This window comes from Acinetobacter sp. G18 (assembly GCF_052660225.1).
Window position 1 is genome coordinate 1947679 of the sequence record NZ_CP109658.1, and the last position, 23307, is coordinate 1970985.

Consider the following 23307-nt stretch of genomic DNA (forward strand, 5'->3'; position numbering starts at 1 on the left):
CAATGTGTGAAATATGAGAAATTATAAAACCCACATTGTTTCGGTCAGTTGTTTAATTTCTTGAATATCATGACTCACATAAATCATTGGAATTTTTATTTCCTGTTTTACTTTCTGAAAAAAAGGAATAATTTCAGCTTTATGATTCGCATCTAGTGCCGATAAAGGTTCATCAAGTAGTAACAACTTAGGTGAATATAATAATGCTCGACCCAGTGCCACGCGCTGCTTTTCCCCACCAGAGAGTTTGATGGGCATACGTTGTAATAAGTGCTCTAATTTTAATAACTCAATAATATAATCTGCTTCAAAGTGACGTTCTTGTTGGGAAAGGTGCTTAAGACCAAATAATAAGTTTTGCTTTACCGTTTTATGGGGAAAAAGCTGAGCATCTTGAAAAACTAATCCAACATGCCGCTTTTGGGTGCTCAAATTAATGTTTTGATTTGAATCAAACCATGTTTGGTCCTGTATCTTAATGAATCCACTACGCGGTGTGTTCAGCCCTGCAATGGCATGTAAAATCGATGTTTTACCTGACCCAGAGGCACCAAATAGCCCAATAACAGTAGCATCTGACTGGAAACTAGCTTCAATATGAAATTGACCCATCTGTAGCTGAAAACGGCATTCAATCAACATAATCTCACCGTCCTAAGCGCTTTTTTTGATAACGATGAAACCACTGTGCAAACCATAGGGCTAAAAAAGCCACGCTTAACGATAAAATAATTAGCCTTTGAATAGCGGCCTCGGTATCGGGTTGTTGCATTAGGCTATACATGGCCAAAGGCAAAGTACGTGTTTCATTTGAAATATTACCCACAAAGGTAATGGTCGCACCAAACTCACCTAAACTGCGGCAAAAACATAAAATAGCACCAATTAGAATACCACTGCTGGCAAGCGGCATCGTGACATGAAAAAATGCCCCTAAAGATGAGGCACCTAATGTCTTTGCTGCCATTTCTAAACGTTGATCGACCAGTTCAATCGCTAATCGAATAGATTGTACCAATAGCGGAAAACCCATTACTGCTGAAGCAAGAACGGCACCTTTCCAGTTAAATGCAAAATGAATTCCGAGCGGTGCCAAATATTGCCCAATAATGCCTCGGCTCCCAAAAACTTGTAAAAGCAAATAACCAGGAACCACTGGCGGTAACACCAAAGGTAAAAACACCAATGTTTCAATAAATGACTTACCCCAGAACTCTTTACGTGCCAAAAACCATCCCACACAAATTGCAGGAATAATACTGACCACAAGACAACTTGCTGCAACCTTACAAGAAAGTTGTAGCACGCTGAGCTCTTCTGGGGTTAAAGAAAACATCATGGTTTGACTGAAGCCAATACGCTAAAGCCATATTTTTTAAAAACAGCTTTGGCTTGGTTGCTTTGTAAAAATTGATAGAACTTTGTTGAGCTCGGATTCTTTTTAACTATCCCTACAGGGTAAGTAATTGGCGAATGGGTATTTTCTGGAAATACGCCAGCTACACTCACATCTTTGCTAATCGCTGCATCAGTTGCATAGACAATCCCAACCTGACATTCACCACGCGCAACAAAATTTAATGCAGCTCGAACATCTTCTGTTTCAACTAACTTTGGCTCAATACGGCTCCACCAACCTAGGTTAGTAAAAGCTTGTTTGGCATATTTGCCTACAGGCACACTTTTTGTATCCCCTGTACAAATCTTGCCTGTAAATACTTTATTTGGATCGATCGTTTTATCTAGTTTTATATTTAGTGACTTCCCTTTAGGGGTAATTAGAACCAGACGGTTACCTAGTAAATTTATACGGTCATTTGCTGCAACTAATTTTTTATTTTGCAGATAATCCATCCACTGGGTATCTGCTGAAATAAATACATCCACTGGTGCCCCAGCTTCAATTTGTTTCGCTAAGGTCGATGAGCCTGCATATGAAGTTTTAACTTCTACTTTATTTTGTTTTTCATAAATTTTTTCTAAATCGTTAATCGCATTGGTTAAGCTCGCTGCTGCATAAACGGTAACCGATTCAGCTTTAGCTGGAACATTAAAGACCAATCCTATGCTGAGCACCGAATACGCTAAAGCCAACTTTTTTATCTTCGTATCACTTACCATTATATTTACCTTTTTGTCGTTTTTTGCAGCGATATATACTCAAGAATATAGCGATAAGCATATACAATGAAAAGTAGAAATTATTTATAAAGATGGATATTTTTTTCTAAGCAGTTAAAAATTATAGGTAAGTAAAACTGATTCGCACTTAAATTTTTTGATTTATAAAGTATTTCTCATCTTATTTCTTTAAATAGCTACTCATAATTTGATAATCATGTTCTAAGGCTTGTCGAGCATTGATTTCCATTTGACGATAGTGTTGTAAGACTTTCTGTCCCAAAGCTGTAACGGCTGCCCCACCACCATGTGTTCCGCCTGTTTGAGTTTCCACCAAAGCTGTTTCGAAGCATTGATTCATGGTGTCTACCAACTGCCACGCACGGCGGTAGCTCATATTCATAGATTTTGCGGCTTGTGAGATCGAACCAGTTTTCTCAATTGCTTCAAGTAAGTCTGCCTTACCCGGACCAAACGCAATGTTCTGCTCTAAAAGAATTCTAATCTGTAATTTTAAGTTTTGTTCTTTCATAGACTTAGTTCACAAAAGTTTATTTTATGCTCGTTAACATTATAGGGAAATTTAACAAGCTAAGACATATACAAATTTAAATCTCTACTCTTTCCTAAAAAGAGTTCAATTAAAAAAATCAAAACTGCACAAAGTGGATAAAGATCTGGAAAAAACGGATAGAGGCCAAAGCCTAATCGCGGTTCAATCAGTTAAAAGCTGAATGAATAGGATTGAGCAAATGACCTCATCTAATTTAAAACAATGGAATGATTTTGTAGATGGATGTATCGACTTCCGTCCTAACGATGGCGTGTTTCGTATTGCACGCAATATGTTTACTGAGCCTGAACTATTTGACTTGGAAATGGAACTTATTTTTGAAAAGGTTTGGATTTATGCATGTCACGAAAGTGAGATTCCAAACAATCATGATTTCCTAACAGTTCAAATTGGTCGCCAACCGATTATTGTGAGCCGTGATGGTAAAGGCGAATTACATGCGATGGTCAATGCTTGCGAGCATCGTGGCGCAACTTTAACACGCGTTGCTAAAGGCAACCAGTCAACCTTTACATGTCCGTTCCACGCATGGTGCTATAAGTCAGATGGTCGCTTGGTGAAAGTCAAAGCACCTGGTGAATATTGTGAAGATTTTGATAAATCAAGCCGAGGCTTAAAACAAGGCCGTATTGCCAGCTACCGTGGATTTGTATTTGTAAGCCTCGATACTCAAGCAACAGATTCTCTAGAAGACTTTTTGGGCGATGCCAAATTGTTCCTTGATTTAATGGTTAACCAGTCGCCAACAGGTGAACTCGAAGTACTTCAAGGCAAGTCATCTTATACCTTTGCAGGTAACTGGAAGCTACAAAATGAAAATGGCCTAGATGGCTACCATGTCAGCACTGTTCACTATAACTATGTCTCTACAGTTCAACACCGTCAGCAAGTCAATGCATCAAAAGGTGAAGAACTCGATACGCTTGACTACAGCAAGTTAGGTGCCGGTGATTCAGAAACTGACGATGGCTGGTTTAGTTTTAAAAATGGTCATAGTGTTTTATTTAGTGACATGCCGAACCCAACAGTTCGTCCGGGCTACAGCACGGTTATGCCATATATGGTCGAAAAATATGGTGACAAATATGCTGAATGGGCAATGCACCGTTTAAGAAACTTGAACTTGTACCCTAGCCTATTTTTTATGGACCAAATTAGTTCACAACTTCGTATTGTTCGTCCAGTGGCTTGGAATAAAACTGAAGTCATTAGTCAGTGTATTGGTGTTAAAGGTGAATCTGCTGAAGCGCGTCGTAACCGTATTCGCCAGTTTGAAGATTTCTTTAACGTATCCGGCCTTGGTACACCAGACGATTTAGTTGAATTCCGTGAGCAACAAAAAGGTTTCCAAGCACGACTTGAACGTTGGAGCGATATTTCTCGCGGTTGTCAGTCTTGGGAATATGGCGCGACCAAAAACTCACAAGATTTAGGCATTCAACCAGTTATTACTGGCCGTGAATTTACCCATGAAGGACTCTATGTAAATCAACATGGACACTGGCAACGTCTAATGCTCGATGGCTTAAACAAGAAAGCCTTGAAAATGCAAGATATTACTTTTGAAAACAATGCCGCAATGGATGAGGTGTAACCATGTCACAAGAACTAAATTTTGCTGTATCTCAGTTTTTGTACAAAAAAGCAGAACTTTGTGACGCTTATGACTGGGATGCCTACCTAGAGCTTTACGATGAAGATAGTGAATATCATATTCCACAGTGGATTGATGACCATAACTATGTTCAAGATCCAAATCAGGGCTTGTCTTATATTTATTATGCAGACCGTACTGGACTCGAAGACCGTGTATTCCGTATTCGTACCGGAAAAGCAGCCTCTGCAACGCCGTTACCACGTACTTTGCACAGCATAAACAACATTCGAGTTAAAACACTTGATGATGGATTAATTGAAGCAAAAGTTGCATGGCAAACGCTGTATAACCGTCAAGGATTAGAAGGTTGTTTTTATGGACACGCTACTTATCTTTTACGCCAAACTGCAGATGGTTTCCGTATTCGTCGTCAGCACAGCATTTTGCTTAATGACAAAATTGATTCCGTTTTAGACTTCTATCACGTTTAAGGGGAATGAAAATGGGACATTCAGTTGCACTTAACTTTGCCGATGGCAAAACCTTTTTCATTTCAGTAAATAACGATGAATTGCTGCTTGATGCAGCAGTTCGTCAAGGAATTAACTTACCGCTAGACTGCCGTGAAGGTGTTTGTGGAACCTGTCAGGGGCAGTGTGAAACTGGTATTTATGAACAAGAATATGTTGATGAAGATGCATTAAGTGAGCGTGATTTGGCTGAGCGTAAAATGTTAGCTTGCCAGACGCGTGTGAAATCCGATGCTGCTTTTTATTTCGATCATGATTCTGCTATCTGTAACGCTGGTGATACTTTAAAAATTGAAACCAAAGTGACCGCTGTTGAGCTAGTTTCTGAAACCACAGCAATTTTGCATCTTGATGCAAGTAGTCATGCTGCACAACTTCAGTTTTTACCGGGTCAATATGCTCGTTTGCAAATACCGGATACTGAAGATTGGCGCTCATATTCATTTGCAAATAGACCAAATGCGACCAATCAATTGCAATTTCTCATTCGTCTCTTACCAGACGGTGTGATGAGTAATTACCTGCGTGATCGTTGTCAGGTTGGACAAAGCTTACTTATTGAAGCACCGCTTGGTAGTTTCTATTTACGTGAAGTAGAGCGACCACTGGTTTTTGTGGCAGGTGGAACTGGTTTATCTGCTTTTTTGGGAATGCTTGATAACTTGGTTGATCAGCCTAACTCGCCTGCAGTTCAGTTGTACTACGGCGTAAATAGTGAAACCGACTTGTGTGAACAACAGCGTTTACAGGCCTATGCAGAACAGCTACCCAACTTTAGCTATCACCCGATTGTGACTAAGGCAACGGAAACTTGGCAAGGTAAAGCCGGTTATATCCATGAGCACTTAAATAAAGATCAACTGGCCGAGCAAGCTTTTGATATGTATTTATGTGGCCCACCGCCAATGATTGAAGCCGTTAAAAATTGGTTAGATGAACAAGCTTTGCAAAACTACCGTATCTACAGCGAGAAATTTTTACAGAGCAATACCTCACGTTAAAAGTATAAATAGCTTAAAAACTACTAAACCTGAAATGATTCAATATACTCTTATAAGGGGTATATTGAATTTTTGCATTTAAATTAAAAGCTTTTATATATCAATAATATAAAATAATGAATTCCGACAAAATAAATTGACCAGTTCGCACGGATTTGTTATAAATTTTGATAGATCTTAAGGAATAAGATCATGATGAGATTAAGTTATAGCACCTTTTATATCCCCCTATTCTATTGCTCGAATGTATTAAATTGATGGACAAAATCCGACGTAAAAGTTTGAGAAAATCACAATAACTAGCGGTTAGATTGGTCTATATCTTGCTTATATCTCATTGTATTTTACGCTTAACTTAATTTTTAAGTGCCGTATTTACTTATTGCACAGTGAAAGTTTAAAACTTTTGCAACATAGGTAAATACAGGAGTGAGCCAAAAGGGATAAATATGAACCAAGCCAACTCCCACGAACTCAATGGACGTCATTTTCAAAATGAGTCTATCTTTACCAATCATAATTTGGTGTTCGATCACCACGATTTAAGCGAAACCTGCCGCAATGTAGGCCAAATTTTTAAACCGCATGATCTTAAAATCTCTCATCAGAAGCGAGATTTCAGTGCAACTATGCACCATGTTAAAACAGGCGCATTGTCTATTAGCCGCTTGGAATATGGCGCGGATGTCATTATTGAACCAGATCATCTGGATAACTTTTACTTAATTCAGATTCCAACTCAAGGCTATGCAGAAATCGAGTTTGGTTCGCAAAAGTTTATTTCTTATTCTCAAGTTGCTTCTCTTATTTCACCTCAGCAATCTTTACGTATGCGCTGGCATGCGAACTCACCCCAGCTTATTCTAAAAGTGTCAAAGGATGATTTTACTTACCATTGCCGTCAACACATTGCGGATTCAGAGAATAACTTACTCGTTTTTGACCCTAAATTAGATTTTTCTACCCAAGGTGGAGCCTATTTTTTACAGCTCGTTAGAACATTGATGGATGCTTTAGCATGTGATCAGCACCCGCTCCATCATCCATTAGCCTTTAAACAATTTGAGTCAAATCTATTTAATGCACTGATTTATGGTCAACCCAACAATGCATTACATAAGCTTGATCATTATAAAGAAAAAACGGTATCTCCTTATTTCGTGAAGCGTACAGAAGCCTATATTAAAGAACATTTGCATGAGCCGCTTAATGTCGAAATTCTGGCCGAGCATGCAGGCGTGAGCGTAAGAACCCTATTTACTGGTTTTAAAAATTATTTGGGGACAACCCCAATGTCTTATTTAAAAGAATTACGTTTTGAACAAGCCCATTTAGAGCTCATGCACAATGAAAATCTATCTGTCACTGATGTTGCATTTAAATGGGGATTTACCCATTTAGGCCGTTTTTCACAAGAGTACAAACGCCGTTATGGTGAGTTACCTTCGTCTACTCGCCGATCTGGTCAAAATGAAGGCTCAGGCATCATTACTTCAATTTTTTCTTAAACTAAAAAATAGATAAAAGCCTTTTATATTTTTTGATATAAAAGGCTTTTTTTATGACTTAGAAATGATGAACATAACGAACTTGTAGTCGCGTACCTTCTGGGCGGTTTTCAGCGTCTTGCTCAAAATAGGCATTTGCAACCAAGTGATCATTTTTAGAAAAACTATACATCGCCCCCGGACCAATTGCCCAGACTTGCTCACGTCGACCTTTAACTTTTTCACCATCGACTTCGGTGTCAGTGATTTGTTTTAGCCAATAGCCATTTAGTCCCAAGCGGAACTGTTCAGTAATGGCATAGTCTGTTGCGAAGTTTGCATGAATTGCTTGCCCAGCTTGCATATCATTTGCACCTGCAAACGCATAGCTTGGGTCATCATTTTTAAAGTTATAGAGATAATGGATACGCGTTGAAGCTGTCCATTTTGGATTAAACCAATATGTGGCAGCCCAATAAGGGTCAAATGAAACGGCGTTATTACTTGGGTTAATATCTTTTTGTTGATTGTATTCGCCAGTAGGTAAATTCACTTGAAACTCAAAACGATGTACAAACTTCGGTCCTTGTGCACCTATAACTGGATCAAACTGAATAAAGGGACCGATCATAATGTCCCCAAAGCCACTTTGAGCCTTAATAGCAGCATTATTCAAGCCATCATCCATGTCCATTTTGCTGACAAAAGGAATTAAAAAATTTATGCCTAGACTGGCTTTATCTTTTACTCGGACATTCGATAAATAACTAATCTGCTCAACCAGTACATGATAATTTAAATCTGTTTTAGGTAAACCGAGTTTTTGTCCATTGGCATCGACCAGTTTATTGCTATCGTAATTTTGAAGATAGGTTTGAGCATACCAGCCGGGCCCTGCGGGTAATCCACCATCAAGAAAGCTGGTCATACCTAAGTTTACGGTCGGTAAATCATAGGCATGTGTAACCAAGGGCAAACCCAACAATGTCCCTGCTAAAAAGCCATGTTTAATTAAAGTGCTTTTCATCTTCTTATTTCCTATAAAAAAATCACGACCGGATTGATCGTGATTGTGGTGAATTAACCTGCTAATTCTGGATGCTCAGCGGCAATCCGATACTTTCCTGCGTGGAATACCAATGGTTCACCTTGGCGCTGTTGGTATTGTTCAATTTGACCAATAAAAATCAGGTGATCTCCGCCCTCATACTGATTTACATTACGGCAAACCAAGGTTGCGAGTGCATCGGACAAAATTGGAACGCCTGCATTGCATTGTTGATGGGCAATACCTGCAAATTTATCTTCAGCACCTCGAGCAAAATGTCCCGAAAGCTGGTGATGCTCCTGTGCCAACATGTGAATGGCAAAATATTCAGCCTCTACAAAATCAGATAAACTTGGCGCTGTTTTTGAAAGACTCCACAAAATTAATGGTGGGTCTAAAGACAGTGAGGAAAATGAATTGGCGGTCATGCCTATTTTCCGACCATCTTTACCACGAGTTGTAATCACGGTAACGCCAGTTGCGAATTGCCCAAGTAAATTACGGATTTCTCTTGGGTTCTCCGCATTAATCGCTTGTAAAGCTAAAGTTTCAATTGTGTCCATTTTTCATTCTCCCTTTGCTGTTTTGCCCTTAAGCCACTTTTGCTGTGGTTTTTGAGGCCAAGAATGCTTGAGCTTGATCTGCATCAAACCACCAAGGGGCAAAAGAGCGCGGGTCATCAAAGTTATTGGCCATAATTGACGCAATGCTTTGGTTCTGGCTTGCAGCTGCTAGGAGTTCAACGACATGAGGCTCTGGAGGTAATAACAAGCTATTGGTCCAAGCCACGACTTTTTCTGCATAAGCCCAATAACGTTCAAAAGTTTGAAACATCCATTGTTCGCTGAAGCTTTGATTATCATTGGCTAAAATGGCATCGAAATAGATCTTGCTACACTTAGCAGCATTGTTTGAGCCTTGACCAGTAATTGGATCATTGACCACTAAGGCATCTGCCATACCAAAAATTTGCTTGCCAGAGGGTAATGTCAAAATTGGTTTGCGTATTGTCGGTGGGAAACGGCCTGCTAAATATCCACCAGCATCGGTTAGTTCAACATTTGCGCAGCGTTCATGTTCCCAAGGCACAAATTTCTTGAGTAAGTCCAAACTGCACTGCAAATGCTGTTCCGGTGTTTTGACATCTTGCCAACAGTCCATTGGCCCATTTGGAATTCCTTCAAACACCATGATGTCGCAGGGTCCATTCACGGTAAGTGCTGGAAATGAAAAGTACTCACCGACTTCAGGAATAATGTTAAAAGTCACTCGTGAATAAGGTGAAATTGGCTTCATGTTCTTGACATAGGTCAATGCCAAAGCGCGCTGTGGTTTATCAAAAACACTACGTGCATCATCACGCTCAAACTGTTTAACGACTTCACCTTTACCAGCGGCGAGTAATACAAGCTCGTAATCATTTGCAAGTTGTTCTAACTCTTCTATTCCCACATCCTGAATCACCAATCGACCGCCACGGCGTTCAAATTCTTCCATCCAATATGGCATTTTGACGCGTTGATCGACCGATTGAGCGTAGCGTTCAAGACGAGCATTCCATTCAAATGCTTTACCACCATTTTCAGGGTTAACTAAAGCCATCCCAATACCTTCTACCGCTGGACATTGTTCTTCCCAAAAATTTAGTCCCAAGTCACGTTCAGTTTGTAAAGCGGTATGAAACATACACTGGCTTGACATGACTTTACCTTGACGGATTTCATCGGCAGTTCGATTGGTGAACATGGTCACGTCATAACCTGTATCTAATAAGCCCAAACCAAGCTGTAAACCAGACTGTCCTGCTCCAACAATTGCAATACGGCGCATAATATTCTCCATAATTTTCTAAATGTGCTTTTAAAACGCTGTGCTATTCGGCTAAACGCGGAATAGCGGGCTGTGATCCTTCAGGGCCCATCACTGAATATCCGCCATCGACCACATAATCTGCTCCGGTAACAAAGCTTGCAGCGGGTGACAATAAAAACAAAACAACATTGGCGACTTCTTCGGGATGCCCCAATCGGCCTAGTAAGTGATAATCGGCTGCCACGCTATCTGCCTTTTCACGGTTATTACCGCTGACTTCTGCAATGACACGAGACCATGTCCAACCGGGAGAAACTGAATTGACGCGGATACCATCGGCAGCAAAATCCATTGCCATGCTTTGTGTGAGTTGACGTATTGCGGCTTTGGAAACTGGATATAACCAGCGCCCTGTTTGTGCTACTTTGGCCGAGATTGAAGTAAAGTTAACGATTGAACCTTGCTGCTTTTTTAGGTCATGGTATAAAGCACGGCTCAGCTCAACTGTAGACACCAAATTAATATCGAGTGCTTGTAACCAGTCCTGACGTGAAGATTTAAAACCATCATCTAAATATGTACATGCCAAATTCACCAAGTAACTCACTTCACCTAAATGTTGGTGAATATCTGCTACAGCTTGTTGAATAGCCGCATCACTGGTTAAATCGGTTTGAATAAACATCACATCATGATTAAAGCTTTCTGCAATTGCCTTGCCTTTGGCATCGATATCTAAGATAGCGACATGAGCACCTGCACTCACCAAGGCTTGTACAACAGCTTTACCAATCAGTGTTGCACCGCCGCTCACCACAGCAACTTTTCCTTTTAAATCTATATTCATTGCAGATCTTCCTTAACTAACTGGCTTGCCTTCACTACTTGACCAAGATGGCATCAACGTATTGGAAGGAAGATCTTCATCAAGAAGTTTTCGCGCTGTCTCGACACCTGCAACTGGTAAGCCTGTTGGGTCTAATAAACCAATTTGAACGAGCACCGATGCTTGGTCCCAGTAAATATGTTCATGACACAGCTTTGAACCTCGGAACTGAATTACACCTAACATTGGAATTTCGACGTATTTACCAGTTGGTTTTACACCCGGTAATAACCAGTCAATTTCAGCGTCGTGTGTAAAGCTCATAATGAACTCGTCTACCACTTGCGTTGAACCAACCGTACGAGAGATCGAAGTAATCTTCATATCTTTTGGGTTTTGGTGAACAAAATGATATTGATAAAAACGAGCAAGCTGGCTTTGGCCTACACCACCAGTTAAAGTTGGAATATGGTTGACATAAGGTTCTGCGACCATCGTTGCCATGGTTGCTGGCACATCACGCGTATCAAACTCATGACGAATATGCTCTTCCCATAGCGCAACTAAGTCATATTTCGGTCCAATCGTGTCATGTAGAGCGGTTACTGTACGCTCGTGGGCAAAACGTGCTGACGGTTTGTGATAATGATTGCTTTTAGGGCGTGCAAAAGCATGATCAACACCTTCATAAACATAAGTTTGTACATTTGAATATTGGTTGGCTGCATTCACAATCGCTTGCCTTGCATCTGGCGGTGTAAATTGGTCCAGTTCTGCAATATGTAAAACCAATCGCCCTTTTACGTTGGCTAACTCATCTAACGCTTTTTCAATGCCTACACCGTAATAACCTACGGCACATGCCACGTCAGGAAGTCGGCAGCCTGCCAGATACGCCAGCTTTCCACCTAAACAATAGCCCACCACGCCGAGACCTGTAGAGGTATCACATTCTGGTCGTGTCTTTAAAAAAGCTAAGCTGTCTTGAATATCTTCAACCCCAAGATTTTCATCATATTGCTGATAAAGTTCAAAAGCCTTTTGAAAATCTTCTGGTGTATAACCCAGTTCAATATTAGGTGCTACACGCCAAAATAAGTCAGGAACTAAAACGGTATAGCCTTCTTCTGCAAGAAATTCTGCTTTTTCTCGCATGGCTGCATTCACCCCAAAGATTTCCTGACAAAGTACGACGCCCGGCCCTTTTCCTGTTTCTGGTGTTGCTAGATACGCACTGAACTGTTTTCCAGATGCAGTTTTAATTTGAACGGTTTGACCAGCCATAGTGTCAACTCCTGACATTGTTATGGCTTTATCTTCTATCCGAATATTTTTTTAGACTGTCCAAAAGCTGCAAGCACTATCCAATCTCTGCGCAATTATCAAAATTCATCAAACTGGATAAAACACAAAAAATAAGAAAACTAATAAATTTCATAACTTTAAATTAAAAAATTAAATTAATACTTTTTATCTAATTTGGAAAAAATGGATGAAGATTAGGACTTATTGGATAGTGACTATTGGCTAAAAATAGTTCAATCAAGTCATGTAATTCGTTTGATTACATAAAAAAAGCCCAGTCATTTTCTAAATTAAGGCGTTTATTTATGCATCGACCATGGCCAATTTATGGACAACAAAAAACGTTAATGCTCATCAATATTTTATGTTGTAGTGCATTTTCTACTCAGGCTTATTCAGCGGATGAAGAATGGAAATTTACATCAAAAAATGCATATATAGATAGAAACTATGACAATCCAGATGTAAAAGACACAGGTAGCTGGTCACAATCAGTTTCTCTATTTTACAACTCAAATATGCATGATACGCCGTTAGAAATTGGTGAAACTCCAATTCAAATTGGCGCAAATGCTTCAGCACAATATGCGGTTCGTTTAAGCCAAGATAAACATGTTGCCGATACGGTGTTACCTTTTGATAAAGCCACGCAGTCCCAAGCACCTGATTATCTAAAATATGGCGCGACTTTAAAGTTAGGCTATAACAAGACGCTACTAAGCATTGGTGAATTATGGCTGGATTTACCCGTAACCACTGTAGATGCAAGTCGACAACTCCTCACGTCTTATTGGGGAACTAATCTTAAGAGCCAGCTAAACGATAAGCTTTTTGCTGAAATTGGCCGTATTGAAAAAGTATCACCGCGAAATGAAGAAGATTTCCATCGATTTTCTTTTACTTCAAAAGGTGTGACTGGCTACTCTGATGGCCTTAACTATATAGATTTTCGCTATCAATTTACGCCTACGTTGAAGGGCGAATATTACTTTGGAAATATGGAGGATTTATATAACAAACATTATGTCGGCGTCGACCACATATGGAAAAACGCTAATTTTTCAGTTAATTCAAAATTCAAATATTTCAATGCCAAAGATAATGGACACCTTTTTGACATCGATGCGCAAAATGTAGGGTTACTAGAAACACTTAAAGTAAAAAATCACAGCTTTGGTGTGGGTTATCAGCAAATTATTGGCGAGTCAGCCTACCCACTACCTGATGGTTTCTTGCCTGAAACTTATTTCATTAACTGGAATACGACTGGTTTCTTCAAACAAGATGAAAAGTCTTATCACTTCATTTATGGCTATGACTTTAAAGATCATGTGCCGGGCCTAAATACCACTTTGAAGTATGTATACGGCGATCACTTCAAAAAAGCAGATGGCTTAAAAAACAAAGAAAGTGAAGCAAACGTTATTGTCAATTATGCCCTTCAACAGCCATTCCTCAAAGGCTTAGCTCTTCAGTACATCTTCATCAATTACGACGTTAAACATGGAAACGATTTCTCTGAAAACCGTTTATTCGTCAATTACAGCAAAAAATTTTAATGAATAAGGAATACCTATGAAAACGATAGATGCAAACACGATTATCAACCGTGAGAAACTGTCTCCGCTACAGTGGATGGTTTTTATCCTAGGCTTTTTCGTCTTTTTCTGTGATGGTCTAGACACCGGAATTATTGGTTTTATTGCCCCTGCACTGCTCGATGATTGGGGAATTACCAAGCCGCAACTTGCTCCAGTTTTAAGTGCTGCTTTAGTTGGCATGTCGATCGGTGCAATCATTTCGGGGCCTCTGTCCGATAAATTTGGACGTAAAGGCGTCATTGTTTTTACAAGTCTTTTATTTTCCATATTTACGATTTTGTGTGGCTTTGCTAATTCAACCCAAGACTTAATGATTTATAGATTTATTACAGGTGTTGGTTTAGGTGCAGCCATGCCAAACATCAGTACCATTGTTTCTGAATATATGCCTGTAAAACGTAAAGCATTCCTGACAGGTCTTGCTGGCTGTGGTTTCATGCTGGGTATTTCTTGTGGTGGTGTCCTTTCAGCTTATCTATTAGAAAGCTATGGCTGGGCTAAGGTGATTATTATTGGCGGAAGCATTCCGCTCATTTTAGTGGTTGCTTTATTACTTAAATTACCTGAATCAACTCAATACTTAATTACACGTCATCAACAAGACAAAGCTCAGCGTATTTTAGAAAGCATTCAAGGTCATTCTTTTCAAGAGCCGGTAAAACTTGTTTTAACTCAAGCAGAAAATGCCTCTGATGAAAATCCAGTTAAAGTGGTTTTAGGAAAATATCTTTGGGGTTCAAGCATGCTTTGGCTCTGCTGTTTTACCAGTTTATTGGTGTTTTATCTTTTAACAAGCTGGATGCCAACGATTTTAAAAACAGCAGGTTTTAGTACTCAGCAGTTTAGTTTAATTGCAGCGATTTTCCCTTTTGGTGGTGTCATTGGTGCAACCATTATCGGATGGTACATGGATAAACTGAACCCAACTACAGTGATTAAATATTCATATCTCATTGCTTTTGGACTATTCATTGTTGCAGGTCTGGTGAGCTCAAATATTTTCTTGCTAGGTCTTACTATCTTTTTAATTGGGGCCTTACTCGCAGGTGCTCAGTCTTCATTACTGCCACTTGCAGCTATGTTCTATCCAGCAGTGTGCCGCGCAGTTGGTGTTTCATGGATGCATGGTATTGGTCGTATCGGTGCAATTTTAGGTGCTTTCTTTGGCTCGCTCATTTTCACTTTCAACCTAAGCTTAAGCGGTATTTTCTTTATTCTCGCGCTACCAACATTCATCTCATTTATTGCACTTAGCCTGAAAGTGATTTATGAGAAATCTAAAAACAAACAAGTGTTAAAGCTAGAAGAAAGTCTATAAATATTAATCAATAAATAAAAAAACTGATTTAAGTAATTAAATCAGTTTTTTTATTGGGAAAATTAAATATCAGAAAATTTTGCCTTTAGTCTCACTTGGATTTTCGCCAAATTCTTCGCGATATTCTTGAGAAAAACGACTTAAATGGTTAAAGCCCCAGTCATAGGCAAGCTTTGAAATAGAAACCTTCCTATCTGCTCCTGTGGTGCTCAAGATTTTATAAATTTGTTGGAGACGATATTTTTTTAAATACGACATAGGGCTTGTGCCGTAGTATTGTTGAAATTCGTCATACAATTTTGATTTTGAAACCCCAGCCAAACGCTGCAAGTCTTCTGCACAGATTTCTTCGTGAGCATGTTCAATAATAAAATTACGAACCTTTCGAATATAAGCTGGCTCATCTTGATGTGAGAGTGACTTTAAAGCTTTAGAGTAGTTGTTTTCTTGAGATAATAGTAAGGCTTTAATTACAAAATTTTCATAGTCTTCAGATAACATCTGTAAACCATAAAAATTGCTATATTGCGATTTTAGCTGTAAAAAATTCTGAATATTCTTCCACCACGCTCCAATCAGTTGCTCAGAGTCTAAGTGCATTTCAGGGTTAAAAATGATAGGCGTTTCTATAGGTTTATTGAGTAGATCCGCAAGAACAATCTGCATACTTCGCTCAGGAATAACCACCTGAAATTTTCTGCAATCTTTATCGATAATCAGATCTTGTTGATCATTATTTGAAACAATTAGGCCTCTGTTTTCATCAGATTGATAATGTGCACCACGAATGTTGAGAGCTTGTCGCCCCTGTATAGGTAAACTAATGCTATAAGCTTTTAAATTTGAGATGTTGATAGCGACGTTTGCACCATAACTGATTGTGCCGATTGCCATTTTTTTATTGGGCAAACGCATTCCGTCATAGTGAAAATCGAGAGTGTCTTTGTAAATTGTGTCTAGACGGTGTTCACCACAAATTGTGGACATCAAATTCTGCGCAAATTCAGCTCTGCGTGAATAATGATTGAGTTCCGTCTGTTGGCTGAGTGATATCATATCCTTTTCACCTAGCTAAATAACTTATTGCTTAAAAAGCAACTTGTATGCCAATTAATATCCTTTAATTGACGAATTTTCCTGAAAAATATCTAATCAAGAAAGAGAGTAAAGATTACTTTCTCATACTCTATTAGATTTTAAAAATGGAAATAAGTTAAATACCTTTAAAGTATAATTTCATACTTTAACAAACTTATTTTATTAGATTTTTTATAAACATATAGAGTAGATATAAATCATTATTTTGAACAGTAGACTATCGTAAATTTTAATGAATAAAAAAACCGCCTATTTAAAATAAGCGGCTTTTATAAAATACTTAAATTACTGAGCTGTGTAACCACCATCCATAACAACAGCTTGGCCTGTTACCCCACCTGCTTTGCTACTCGCAAGGAAAATCGCATAGTCAGCAATTTCTTCAACAGAGAGTAAACGCTTTTGAGGAACCATTGCCAAAATTACATCTTCAAGTGCGCTGTCTAAACTTACATTACGGGTTTTAGCCAAATCTGCAATTTGCCCACGAACCAATGGTGTATCTACATAACCCGGACATAAAGCATTTACAGTAATACCGTCACGTGCACACTCCAATGCCGCAACTTTTGTTAGACCAATCACGCCGTGTTTAGCACTGTTATAACCTGCCTTTCCAGCAAAACCAATCAAGCCATTAATTGAAGCCATGTTAATAATACGTCCATATTTTTGAGCTTTCATAATTGGAAAAACATGTTTAATACCAATAAATGCCCCTGTTAACATAACCTGAACTAGCTTTTGAAAAACAGCCGTTGGAAACTCTTCAATAGGCGCAACATGTTGAAAGCCAGCATTATTAATTAAGATATCAACGGTACCAAAGGTCTTTTGAGTCAGCTCAATCGCTTGTTTATAAGCATCTTCATCAGTTACATCACATGGTGCAGATAATGCTTCAAAGCCTTGCTCTTTAAGTGAATTCGCCGTTTCTTGGCACTTTTCGGCATTCATATCAGAAATGACAACTTTGGCGCCTTCTTGAGCAAATTTCTTAGCAATCTCTAGACCGATACCACTTGCAGAACCTGTAATAAAAGCAACTTTACCGTCTAAAAGTTTAGTCATCTATTTACTCCTTAATACTTATAACGTGCTGATTTAAACAATACCCGTTAGGGTAAAGACCGTAATCACCACAAATACTGCTAATGTTTTAATTACCGTAACTGCAAAAATATCTTTATACGATTGTTTATGGGTTAAACCTGTAACAGCGAGTAAAGTAATTACAGCACCATTGTGCGGTAAGGTATCCATACCACCTGAGGCCATTGCAACCACACGGTGCATAACTTCTGGTGGAATACCCGCAGCTAAAATCGCGGCGTTATAATGTTCAGCCATCGCACTTAAAGCGATACTCATACCACCAGAAGCTGAACCGGTAATACCTGCTAAAACGGTTGTCGTCACCGCCCCATTCACTAAAGGATTTGTAAAGGTACTGCTCATTGCATGACTAATCATGGCAAAGCCCGGTAATGACGCAATAATTGCACCAAAGCCATACTCAGAAGCCGTATTCATCACTGCTAAAAGTGAGCCACCAATACTGGCATTAATGCCTTCTTTAAAGTTCGTCACTACACGTTGGTAATCAAACAAAATTGCAGTAATAATCCCGACAATTAGCGCAAGACCAACCGCCCAGATCGCACCAGTTTTTGCAACATCTACGGTGTAATCAGCAAGACCAACTGAGGAAAAATCAAAGCCATTTGGATACCATTCTTTGATTGCTTTAGATAAATATTTGTTCATTACTGCAACAAGAATGAGCGGTACAAATGCTAGAAACTGACGAGCCGAACTTCCATTATTTTGTAGAGCCATATCAGCTTCAATTTCTTGAGAGTGCATATTGTCTATACCAAAATCAGAGAATCCTTCCCCAGCTTTTGCAGCAGCACGGCGACGCCATTCTAAGTAGCTTAAACCCATGCATAAAACAAAAATAGCACCAATAATTCCTAAGAAAGGTGCGGCATAAATATTGGTACCAAAGAAAGTGGTTGGAATTACGTTTTGGATTTGTGGAGTACCCGGCAATGCATCCATAGTGAATGTAAATGCACCAAGCGCGATAGTTCCCGGAATTAAACGTTTTGGAATATTGGCTTGTCTAAATAGCTGGTTTGCAAAAGGATAAATGGCAAATACAGCAACAAATAAACTTACACCGCTATATGTTAAAATTGCACCTAACAATACAACGGTTAAAATTGCTTTTTTTGCTCCAATCCATCTTACTATGGTTCTAGCAATAGACTCAGCAATTCCTGACATTTCAACGACTTTACCGAAAATTGCCCCGAGTAAAAATACAAGAAAGTAATCTTTAATAAAGTTCACCATTTTGGGCATAAATACACCCGAATAAAACGGTAAAACATTGGCTGGGTTAATCAGTAAAACTGCAAGTAAGGCACAAATGGGTGCCATGAGAATGACAGAAAAGCCCTTGTAAGCTGTATACATTAACAGCCCAAGTGAAAGTAGAATTACAAATAATTCCCACATATATTCTTTCTCCATAAAGAATAAATATTTTAGAAATTCCATATCTATTTGATTAATTTTAAGTTTATTAGATTTATTTCGATGTCCTGCAAAATAAATGCAAAATTCCTGCAAAACAGTTAAATCTAATAATCATTTTACTGACATAAGTGACAACATCTATTTTGAAGCTTTCTTTAAAGATTTCTTTTTCAAGATGTTGTAATTTTCATGTAAATAACCATCTAGACATTACATCTATTAGAGTTATTTTTGTACTGATATTTGATAGGAATTACAAAAGCATAAAAATATTAATTTTCTAGTTTTTATATGCTCATTATATAAAAAAGCCCTCCGTAGAGAGCTCTTAAAGACGCGGGTTCAACTCCCGCCATCTTCAACGAAATATTAGTTTCTATTCAGTAAATTATATCGATCCATTGGTGGTAAATGCCAAGGATGGGTATCTATACGTTTATGTAGCTCGGCCCTCTTATCTTTCTCAATGAATGACCAAGCGACAAAGCCGCCATCATTGAAATAGTCATGGATTGCTGCGGCCATGTGAGGATTGATCCCTTTCACGGCAGGTCCAAATTGTCTCCACCAGCCGCTTAACCAAGCTAAATAAATCGCCATAGCTTTAACGTTAGTGTCTAGTCCTGTATTGCCGTTTTTATTGCTCATAAGCGCAATGAGATGATGAATGTATTCAACTGCTACAGGAATCATGTCGTAAGGGATCTCTTCAATGTGATCCACATTGAACCTCTGATGAATTAATTTCCATGCATCACTTGAGCTGAGATGCTTTGTTTTAGCTACAAGAAGAGCATGTGCATCATGTAAAGAGGTACGCTCGGATTTATGTGTCTTATGTTTTGGTTGAACTTCCCGATCTAGAATATCTAAAACCCATTTACGGAATTGCTTTGCTACAGCAGTACGAGCAAACATTGCTATTAGGTGGCAACCACGTAGCGAAAAGATACGTGACTTTTTCTTATAATTTCCTGAGGTCACTGATTCGATGACCTGAGTCATAGAATCTGAAAACTCATCTTTATTTGAGCTATAAAGATTACTTACAGACTTAACATTCTTGTAATCCAATGCTTGCGCTAATTCGCCAGATGAAAGCCAAATTTGACCATCACGCTGAACAATGGGTTTAAATTTCTCATCGTTAAAGCTTAATGCTAAACTAGTCATATCAATTACCTCATGTGGTTGATAACATGCCCCGATAGCCGTCCAAAGTCATCGGGGTGTTTTATATCCCTAGTAGGGATGTTTTGTAATTTATTCTTATAAAAATATATTGTCAATCCCTGCTAGGGATATTATTATTAATTTAATAACTGAAATTTTACTAGAGTGATAGATATGGGGCGCAATCTGGCGGATGTTGAATATAAGATGCGTATGACGCAGGATCTTAAAGACAAGATTGTTGAATCAGCTAAAAAGCACAATCGCTCTATGAATGCTGATATCATTGCTCGTCTAGAGCAAAGTTTTGGATTCTCAACTGATATTACAGCTGAACATATTCATTCTTTGGTTGAGAACATAGAAGTTTATCAACAAGAAATGATTAACTTAGGAAATCTAGTAAAGTCTCAAACAGAAATGATTAACCAATTATCACAAATAATAGAATTATCAGAAAAGGCTCGACTAGAAGCGGAGAGTAAATTATTGATAAATTTATCAAATAAAAATATGTAGATATAAAAAAACACCCTAGGGTGCTTTTTTTTGAGAATAAATAAATTTATCAAATAAAAAATTATTATTATCCATATTGTTTTTGAAAAATTTAAATCGTTGTTTCATATATTGATGATTAATATCCCAATAAATTATATCAAAAGAATTATTATTCAATTCACTCATACTTTTTACTATTATATTAATTTTCAAATTAAGCTTATCTTTACTTTTTATGAAACTTTGAAAATCACTTATACTCCCACTTTCTACATGTTCAATAGCAATATTTCTTGCGAATCCATTTTCACAGCAAAGGCCCAACTCAATAATTTGATATTCCTTCATATTAGCTACATTTTCAATTTTGATGTGAAAAAAAGGTTGTAATTTCTTTTGTTCATTAAGTGCTGTTTCTTCATATTGCGCTTTCATCTCTGAGAGCTGATCTTCTTGTATTTCAGTTGTTTTTTTCATTTCTTCAACTTGAGCAGTTAAAGCTTGAGTATTGTGGCTCAACTCTTCTGCTTGCATAACTAAAGCTTGTTGACTTTGATAGTAACCAACTACTACCCAAAGAAAAGCAAGTGGTGATGATACACCTGCTATAAAATCTCCTATTTCATTTAATGTAGAGGGTATTGGTTTCTTAATTAATAAAAAAACAATTATTAAAATCCAGATAAAAGTAAGCATCCACCCAACTTTTACAACATTTTTAACCATAGTCTTACGTTCATAAGGTTTTTATAAACTTATAATCTATCAAGAATTATAAAAAATATGAATGAGCAGATTATGTGTGCAAACTATGAGCCGATATCAAAAGACCGAGTACACCTCTTAGATCTATTCGAACCAACCTTCGATTATAAAGTTGATGTTTATCCTGGTTACGACTGCCCTCTTATTTTTTCTAAAGACGGTCATATAGAATGGCGCCAAGTTAAGTTTGGTATGATCCCAACTTGGCAGCACGATTTAAAGTTCTCCAAGTATACATATAACGCTAGAACTGAGACGGTAGATAAAAAGCCAAGTTTTAGGCATGCATGGGCTAAAAGCCAATTTGCTTTAATACCTGTAGAAAAAATTTATGAGCCTAGGTATGTGAATGGCAAAGCCGAAAGATGGGGAATTTATCGTGAAGATGGATTACCTTTCACCGTTGCAGCAATATACGATTCAACTATGATTGATGGCAAACAAATTAGATCTATGTCTATGCTGACAATTAATGCAGACAATCATGCTTTTATGAACCAGTTCCATAAACCAGAAGATGAGAAAAGATCGATTATTGTTATTCCTGATAAATACAGAAATGACTGGTTGAATTGTAAAAAAGAAGAAGCGCACCAATTTTTCTTTGAAATGCCACTAGGTGAATTTACTGCTGACTATTTTCCTAAACCTAGAAAATCTACAAATTAATAATTTAAAAGGCCAATGTAGCCTTTTAAATTTAAAAAATTTAATTATTGAAAAATAATGTTAGCTTTCTTTAATTGTATAGCCTGCTCGACCTTTATCATACTTTGTACCGCAAGGGTCGCCATATTGATTCTGGCAGGTCGGTGATTGATGTACTTTTGTTCCCATGCAGAATGCATATTCATCAAAGCCATAATCGAACTTGCCTTTCTTATCCGCACAAATTTCTGCACGTTTTGGCGGAACTACATTTGTAAGTTCAAATTTAAATTTCTTACTTTTATCAATAATTGTATTTTGAGAATACTCAAACGAATTATATAGTTCATCCATTTCTTTTTTTTTGATATTAAGTTCTGCTTTACTAAGTTTAGTCCATCCATAACCATATATAATTATTGGTAACTGCTCTTGCACACAATCCTGCACTAAAGAGACATCCTTTTGAGAATAGTTCAATTCATTTTCTTCTTTTATATAATTAAAAGTTTTATATTCAGTTTTAGTATCTATCCAACCGGAACCTAGCTTGCGAAAGCCATATTCAGTGGCGCAATGCTTTACAAGATTTATGCTTAATACATATTTAGACTTTGCAGTTTCTTCTGCTATTGAAATCGAACTGAATGTTAGGGATAAGGCACCTAAGAGAATGTTAGCCACAATTTTCATAAAGTTTTCCGTACCAATTATTAAAAGATGTATATATCTATTTTGAATGGAATCTTGTATTTACTTAGAATTAACTGTTTCAGGTAAAATTGACAATTAGTTGATAGATATACAGAATTTTCTGTACTTAGAATATTTATAATGAATATTACAAGCAAGACAAAAGGTGACAAATAAGGCTGTAGAATTTCCGACCAAATGCACAATAGCAGACGTCAATTTTTGACTTCTGCTTGTTTATCCACAGCTTTTTAAATTTGAATTTCGACTTAGCTCTAGCATATCATTTTGATTACGTAACAAAATCAAGCTAGGGGAAGTCTATGAGTGAAATTGCACCATCCATTATTCAGATAAAGCCATATCTTCAAAATATTGTTTTATCTGAGGCTTTATCATTTAATCAAGTTGTACCATCAACTCGCATGCTTATCCCCTACGCTCTGATTTTAAACATATAGAGAAAAAGGAATGTTTGATGCAGGCTATGGATGGTATCCATAGTAAATTTGGAAAGAAAAAGATTAGTGTGGGTCCCTGCTTTATCCCTAATCGAAACTGGTCAATGAGTAGGGATAAGTTAAGTAGAAATCCGTTTAGGTGGAATGAGTTATTGACCATAAATAACTGATATTAGCCATGATGAAAGTCCAATATTATTA

Annotated in this window: 23 protein-coding genes and 2 pseudogenes; 10 read left to right on the forward strand and 15 right to left on the reverse strand. The window is 37.9% G+C overall.

Going from position 1 to position 23307, the window contains the following annotated elements; all coding sequences use genetic code 11:
* Positions 1-21: 21 nt before the first annotated feature.
* The 4 genes from modC to NE363_RS09260 all read right to left on the reverse strand — a co-directional run bounded on the left by modC (position 22) and on the right by NE363_RS09260 (position 2653).
* Positions 22-642 (reverse strand): molybdenum ABC transporter ATP-binding protein, encoded by a 621-nt coding sequence (modC, locus tag NE363_RS09245; protein ID WP_445534884.1) that lies wholly within the window; start codon positions 640-642, stop codon positions 22-24.
* Positions 643-646: 4 nt separating this feature from the next.
* Positions 647-1339, reverse strand: a complete 693-nt coding sequence (gene modB / locus NE363_RS09250; protein WP_200001412.1) for a molybdate ABC transporter permease subunit — start codon at positions 1337-1339, stop codon at positions 647-649.
* The gene (gene modA, locus NE363_RS09255) at positions 1336-2121 is read right to left on the reverse strand and encodes a molybdate ABC transporter substrate-binding protein (protein ID WP_445534885.1); all 786 of its coding nucleotides are present in this window, start codon (positions 2119-2121) and stop codon (positions 1336-1338) included. Before modA ends, modB begins: the two co-directional genes overlap by 4 nt.
* 181 nt (positions 2122-2302) lie before the next feature.
* A complete protein-coding gene (locus tag NE363_RS09260) occupies positions 2303-2653 on the reverse strand; it encodes a winged helix-turn-helix domain-containing protein (protein ID WP_068565815.1) in 351 nt (116 codons plus the stop codon).
* 220 nt (positions 2654-2873) lie between these two features.
* Here NE363_RS09260 and antA point away from each other — a divergent pair, with 220 nt between their 5' ends.
* The 4 genes from antA (at position 2874) to NE363_RS09280 (ending at position 7331) form a co-directional block, all read left to right on the forward strand.
* Positions 2874-4289, forward strand: coding sequence for an anthranilate 1,2-dioxygenase large subunit (gene antA, locus NE363_RS09265; RefSeq protein ID WP_191106421.1), 1416 nt, complete (start codon positions 2874-2876; stop codon positions 4287-4289).
* A gap of 2 nt (positions 4290-4291) precedes the next feature.
* Positions 4292-4783 carry an anthranilate 1,2-dioxygenase small subunit gene (antB, locus tag NE363_RS09270; protein WP_078220806.1) on the forward strand — a complete coding sequence of 164 codons (492 nt, stop codon included), beginning with the start codon at positions 4292-4294 and terminating at the stop codon, positions 4781-4783.
* Between the two features lie 5 nt (positions 4784-4788).
* Positions 4789-5823 carry an anthranilate 1,2-dioxygenase electron transfer component AntC gene (gene antC, locus NE363_RS09275; protein WP_445534886.1) on the forward strand — a complete coding sequence of 345 codons (1035 nt, stop codon included), beginning with the start codon at positions 4789-4791 and terminating at the stop codon, positions 5821-5823.
* Positions 5824-6272: 449 nt separating this feature from the next.
* Complete coding sequence (locus NE363_RS09280; protein ID WP_445534887.1) at positions 6273-7331, forward strand: AraC family transcriptional regulator; 1059 nt, start codon at positions 6273-6275, stop codon at positions 7329-7331.
* A gap of 58 nt (positions 7332-7389) precedes the next feature.
* Here the strand turns inward: NE363_RS09280 and NE363_RS09285 are convergent, their stop codons facing one another.
* Genes NE363_RS09285 through NE363_RS09305 form a run of 5 tightly spaced genes read right to left on the reverse strand, consistent with a single transcriptional unit; the run spans position 7390 to position 12280 of the window.
* A complete protein-coding gene (locus NE363_RS09285) occupies positions 7390-8337 on the reverse strand; it encodes a SphA family protein (protein ID WP_445534888.1) in 948 nt (315 codons plus the stop codon).
* 53 nt (positions 8338-8390) lie between these two features.
* A complete protein-coding gene (locus NE363_RS09290) occupies positions 8391-8921 on the reverse strand; it encodes a flavin reductase family protein (protein ID WP_032003622.1) in 531 nt (176 codons plus the stop codon).
* Between the two features lie 28 nt (positions 8922-8949).
* Entirely contained in the window at positions 8950-10188 is a 1239-nt protein-coding gene (locus NE363_RS09295) for a styrene monooxygenase/indole monooxygenase family protein (protein WP_445534889.1), read from the reverse strand.
* A gap of 43 nt (positions 10189-10231) precedes the next feature.
* Positions 10232-11017 carry an SDR family oxidoreductase gene (locus NE363_RS09300; protein ID WP_437140462.1) on the reverse strand — a complete coding sequence of 262 codons (786 nt, stop codon included), beginning with the start codon at positions 11015-11017 and terminating at the stop codon, positions 10232-10234.
* 12 nt (positions 11018-11029) lie between these two features.
* Positions 11030-12280, reverse strand: coding sequence for a dienelactone hydrolase family protein (locus NE363_RS09305; protein WP_445534890.1), 1251 nt, complete (start codon positions 12278-12280; stop codon positions 11030-11032).
* Between the two features lie 368 nt (positions 12281-12648).
* On the opposite strand from NE363_RS09305, the gene NE363_RS09310 reads away from it, so the two are divergent.
* The gene (locus NE363_RS09310) at positions 12649-13860 is read left to right on the forward strand and encodes an OprD family outer membrane porin (protein WP_445536372.1); all 1212 of its coding nucleotides are present in this window, start codon (positions 12649-12651) and stop codon (positions 13858-13860) included.
* 16 nt (positions 13861-13876) lie between these two features.
* On the forward strand, positions 13877-15220 hold the full coding sequence (locus NE363_RS09315; protein WP_445534891.1) for an MFS transporter: 1344 nt from the start codon (positions 13877-13879) through the stop codon (positions 15218-15220).
* Positions 15221-15289: 69 nt separating this feature from the next.
* On the opposite strand, the gene NE363_RS09320 is transcribed toward NE363_RS09315, so the two are convergent.
* The 4 genes from NE363_RS09320 to NE363_RS09335 all read right to left on the reverse strand — a co-directional run bounded on the left by NE363_RS09320 (position 15290) and on the right by NE363_RS09335 (position 20038).
* The gene (locus tag NE363_RS09320; RefSeq protein ID WP_445534892.1) at positions 15290-16276 is read right to left on the reverse strand and encodes an AraC family transcriptional regulator; all 987 of its coding nucleotides are present in this window, start codon (positions 16274-16276) and stop codon (positions 15290-15292) included.
* A 327-nt stretch (positions 16277-16603) separates the two neighbouring features.
* Entirely contained in the window at positions 16604-17389 is a 786-nt protein-coding gene (locus tag NE363_RS09325) for a 3-hydroxybutyrate dehydrogenase (RefSeq protein WP_275290025.1), read from the reverse strand.
* A gap of 33 nt (positions 17390-17422) precedes the next feature.
* A complete protein-coding gene (locus NE363_RS09330) occupies positions 17423-18844 on the reverse strand; it encodes a GntP family permease (protein ID WP_445534893.1) in 1422 nt (473 codons plus the stop codon).
* Positions 18845-19234: 390 nt separating this feature from the next.
* Positions 19235-20038 carry a BRO-N domain-containing protein gene (locus tag NE363_RS09335; RefSeq protein ID WP_445534894.1) on the reverse strand — a complete coding sequence of 268 codons (804 nt, stop codon included), beginning with the start codon at positions 20036-20038 and terminating at the stop codon, positions 19235-19237.
* A gap of 174 nt (positions 20039-20212) precedes the next feature.
* On the opposite strand from NE363_RS09335, the gene NE363_RS09340 reads away from it, so the two are divergent.
* Positions 20213-20557 carry an Arc family DNA-binding protein gene (locus NE363_RS09340; RefSeq protein ID WP_445534895.1) on the forward strand — a complete coding sequence of 115 codons (345 nt, stop codon included), beginning with the start codon at positions 20213-20215 and terminating at the stop codon, positions 20555-20557.
* A gap of 15 nt (positions 20558-20572) precedes the next feature.
* Here NE363_RS09340 and NE363_RS09345 read toward each other — a convergent pair whose 3' ends face one another.
* Positions 20573-21265 (reverse strand): hypothetical protein, encoded by a 693-nt coding sequence (locus tag NE363_RS09345; RefSeq protein WP_445534896.1) that lies wholly within the window; start codon positions 21263-21265, stop codon positions 20573-20575.
* Between the two features lie 72 nt (positions 21266-21337).
* Here NE363_RS09345 and NE363_RS09350 point away from each other — a divergent pair, with 72 nt between their 5' ends.
* Complete coding sequence (locus NE363_RS09350) at positions 21338-21973, forward strand: SOS response-associated peptidase family protein (RefSeq protein WP_445536373.1); 636 nt, start codon at positions 21338-21340, stop codon at positions 21971-21973.
* A 60-nt stretch (positions 21974-22033) separates the two neighbouring features.
* Here NE363_RS09350 and NE363_RS09355 read toward each other — a convergent pair whose 3' ends face one another.
* Entirely contained in the window at positions 22034-22645 is a 612-nt protein-coding gene (locus tag NE363_RS09355; RefSeq protein ID WP_445534897.1) for a hypothetical protein, read from the reverse strand.
* 323 nt (positions 22646-22968) lie between these two features.
* Here NE363_RS09355 and NE363_RS09360 point away from each other — a divergent pair.
* Positions 22969-23091, forward strand: a pseudogene (locus NE363_RS09360) (LexA family protein); the annotation flags it as partial.
* A pseudogene (locus tag NE363_RS09365) lies at positions 23064-23276 on the forward strand (DUF4113 domain-containing protein); the annotation flags it as partial. The pseudogenes NE363_RS09360 and NE363_RS09365, both read left to right, overlap by 28 nt.
* Positions 23277-23307: the final 31 nt, after the last annotated feature.

Bases quoted from the DNA above. Each gene is read 5' to 3' on its own strand.
- NE363_RS09350 (WP_445536373.1), top strand. From the start codon at position 21,338: ATGTGTGCAAACTATGAGCCGATATCAAAAGACCGAGTACACCTCTTA.
- modA (WP_445534885.1), bottom strand. From the start codon at position 2,121: ATGGTAAGTGATACGAAGATAAAAAAGTTGGCTTTAGCGTATTCGGTG.
- NE363_RS09345 (WP_445534896.1), bottom strand. From the start codon at position 21,265: ATGGTTAAAAATGTTGTAAAAGTTGGGTGGATGCTTACTTTTATCTGG.
- NE363_RS09335 (WP_445534894.1), bottom strand. From the start codon at position 20,038: ATGACTAGTTTAGCATTAAGCTTTAACGATGAGAAATTTAAACCCATT.
- NE363_RS09325 (WP_275290025.1), bottom strand. From the start codon at position 17,389: ATGACTAAACTTTTAGACGGTAAAGTTGCTTTTATTACAGGTTCTGCA.
- NE363_RS09305 (WP_445534890.1), bottom strand. From the start codon at position 12,280: ATGGCTGGTCAAACCGTTCAAATTAAAACTGCATCTGGAAAACAGTTC.
- NE363_RS09280 (WP_445534887.1), top strand. From the start codon at position 6,273: ATGAACCAAGCCAACTCCCACGAACTCAATGGACGTCATTTTCAAAAT.
- NE363_RS09310 (WP_445536372.1), top strand. From the start codon at position 12,649: ATGCTCATCAATATTTTATGTTGTAGTGCATTTTCTACTCAGGCTTAT.
- NE363_RS09295 (WP_445534889.1), bottom strand. From the start codon at position 10,188: ATGCGCCGTATTGCAATTGTTGGAGCAGGACAGTCTGGTTTACAGCTT.
- NE363_RS09320 (WP_445534892.1), bottom strand. From the start codon at position 16,276: ATGATATCACTCAGCCAACAGACGGAACTCAATCATTATTCACGCAGA.
- modB (WP_200001412.1), bottom strand. From the start codon at position 1,339: ATGATGTTTTCTTTAACCCCAGAAGAGCTCAGCGTGCTACAACTTTCT.
- NE363_RS09260 (WP_068565815.1), bottom strand. From the start codon at position 2,653: ATGAAAGAACAAAACTTAAAATTACAGATTAGAATTCTTTTAGAGCAG.
- antA (WP_191106421.1), top strand. From the start codon at position 2,874: ATGACCTCATCTAATTTAAAACAATGGAATGATTTTGTAGATGGATGT.
- modC (WP_445534884.1), bottom strand. From the start codon at position 642: ATGTTGATTGAATGCCGTTTTCAGCTACAGATGGGTCAATTTCATATT.
- NE363_RS09355 (WP_445534897.1), bottom strand. From the start codon at position 22,645: ATGAAAATTGTGGCTAACATTCTCTTAGGTGCCTTATCCCTAACATTC.
- NE363_RS09315 (WP_445534891.1), top strand. From the start codon at position 13,877: ATGAAAACGATAGATGCAAACACGATTATCAACCGTGAGAAACTGTCT.
- NE363_RS09300 (WP_437140462.1), bottom strand. From the start codon at position 11,017: ATGAATATAGATTTAAAAGGAAAAGTTGCTGTGGTGAGCGGCGGTGCA.
- NE363_RS09285 (WP_445534888.1), bottom strand. From the start codon at position 8,337: ATGAAAAGCACTTTAATTAAACATGGCTTTTTAGCAGGGACATTGTTG.
- NE363_RS09290 (WP_032003622.1), bottom strand. From the start codon at position 8,921: ATGGACACAATTGAAACTTTAGCTTTACAAGCGATTAATGCGGAGAAC.
- NE363_RS09340 (WP_445534895.1), top strand. From the start codon at position 20,213: ATGGGGCGCAATCTGGCGGATGTTGAATATAAGATGCGTATGACGCAG.
- antC (WP_445534886.1), top strand. From the start codon at position 4,789: ATGAAAATGGGACATTCAGTTGCACTTAACTTTGCCGATGGCAAAACC.
- NE363_RS09330 (WP_445534893.1), bottom strand. From the start codon at position 18,844: ATGTGGGAATTATTTGTAATTCTACTTTCACTTGGGCTGTTAATGTAT.
- antB (WP_078220806.1), top strand. From the start codon at position 4,292: ATGTCACAAGAACTAAATTTTGCTGTATCTCAGTTTTTGTACAAAAAA.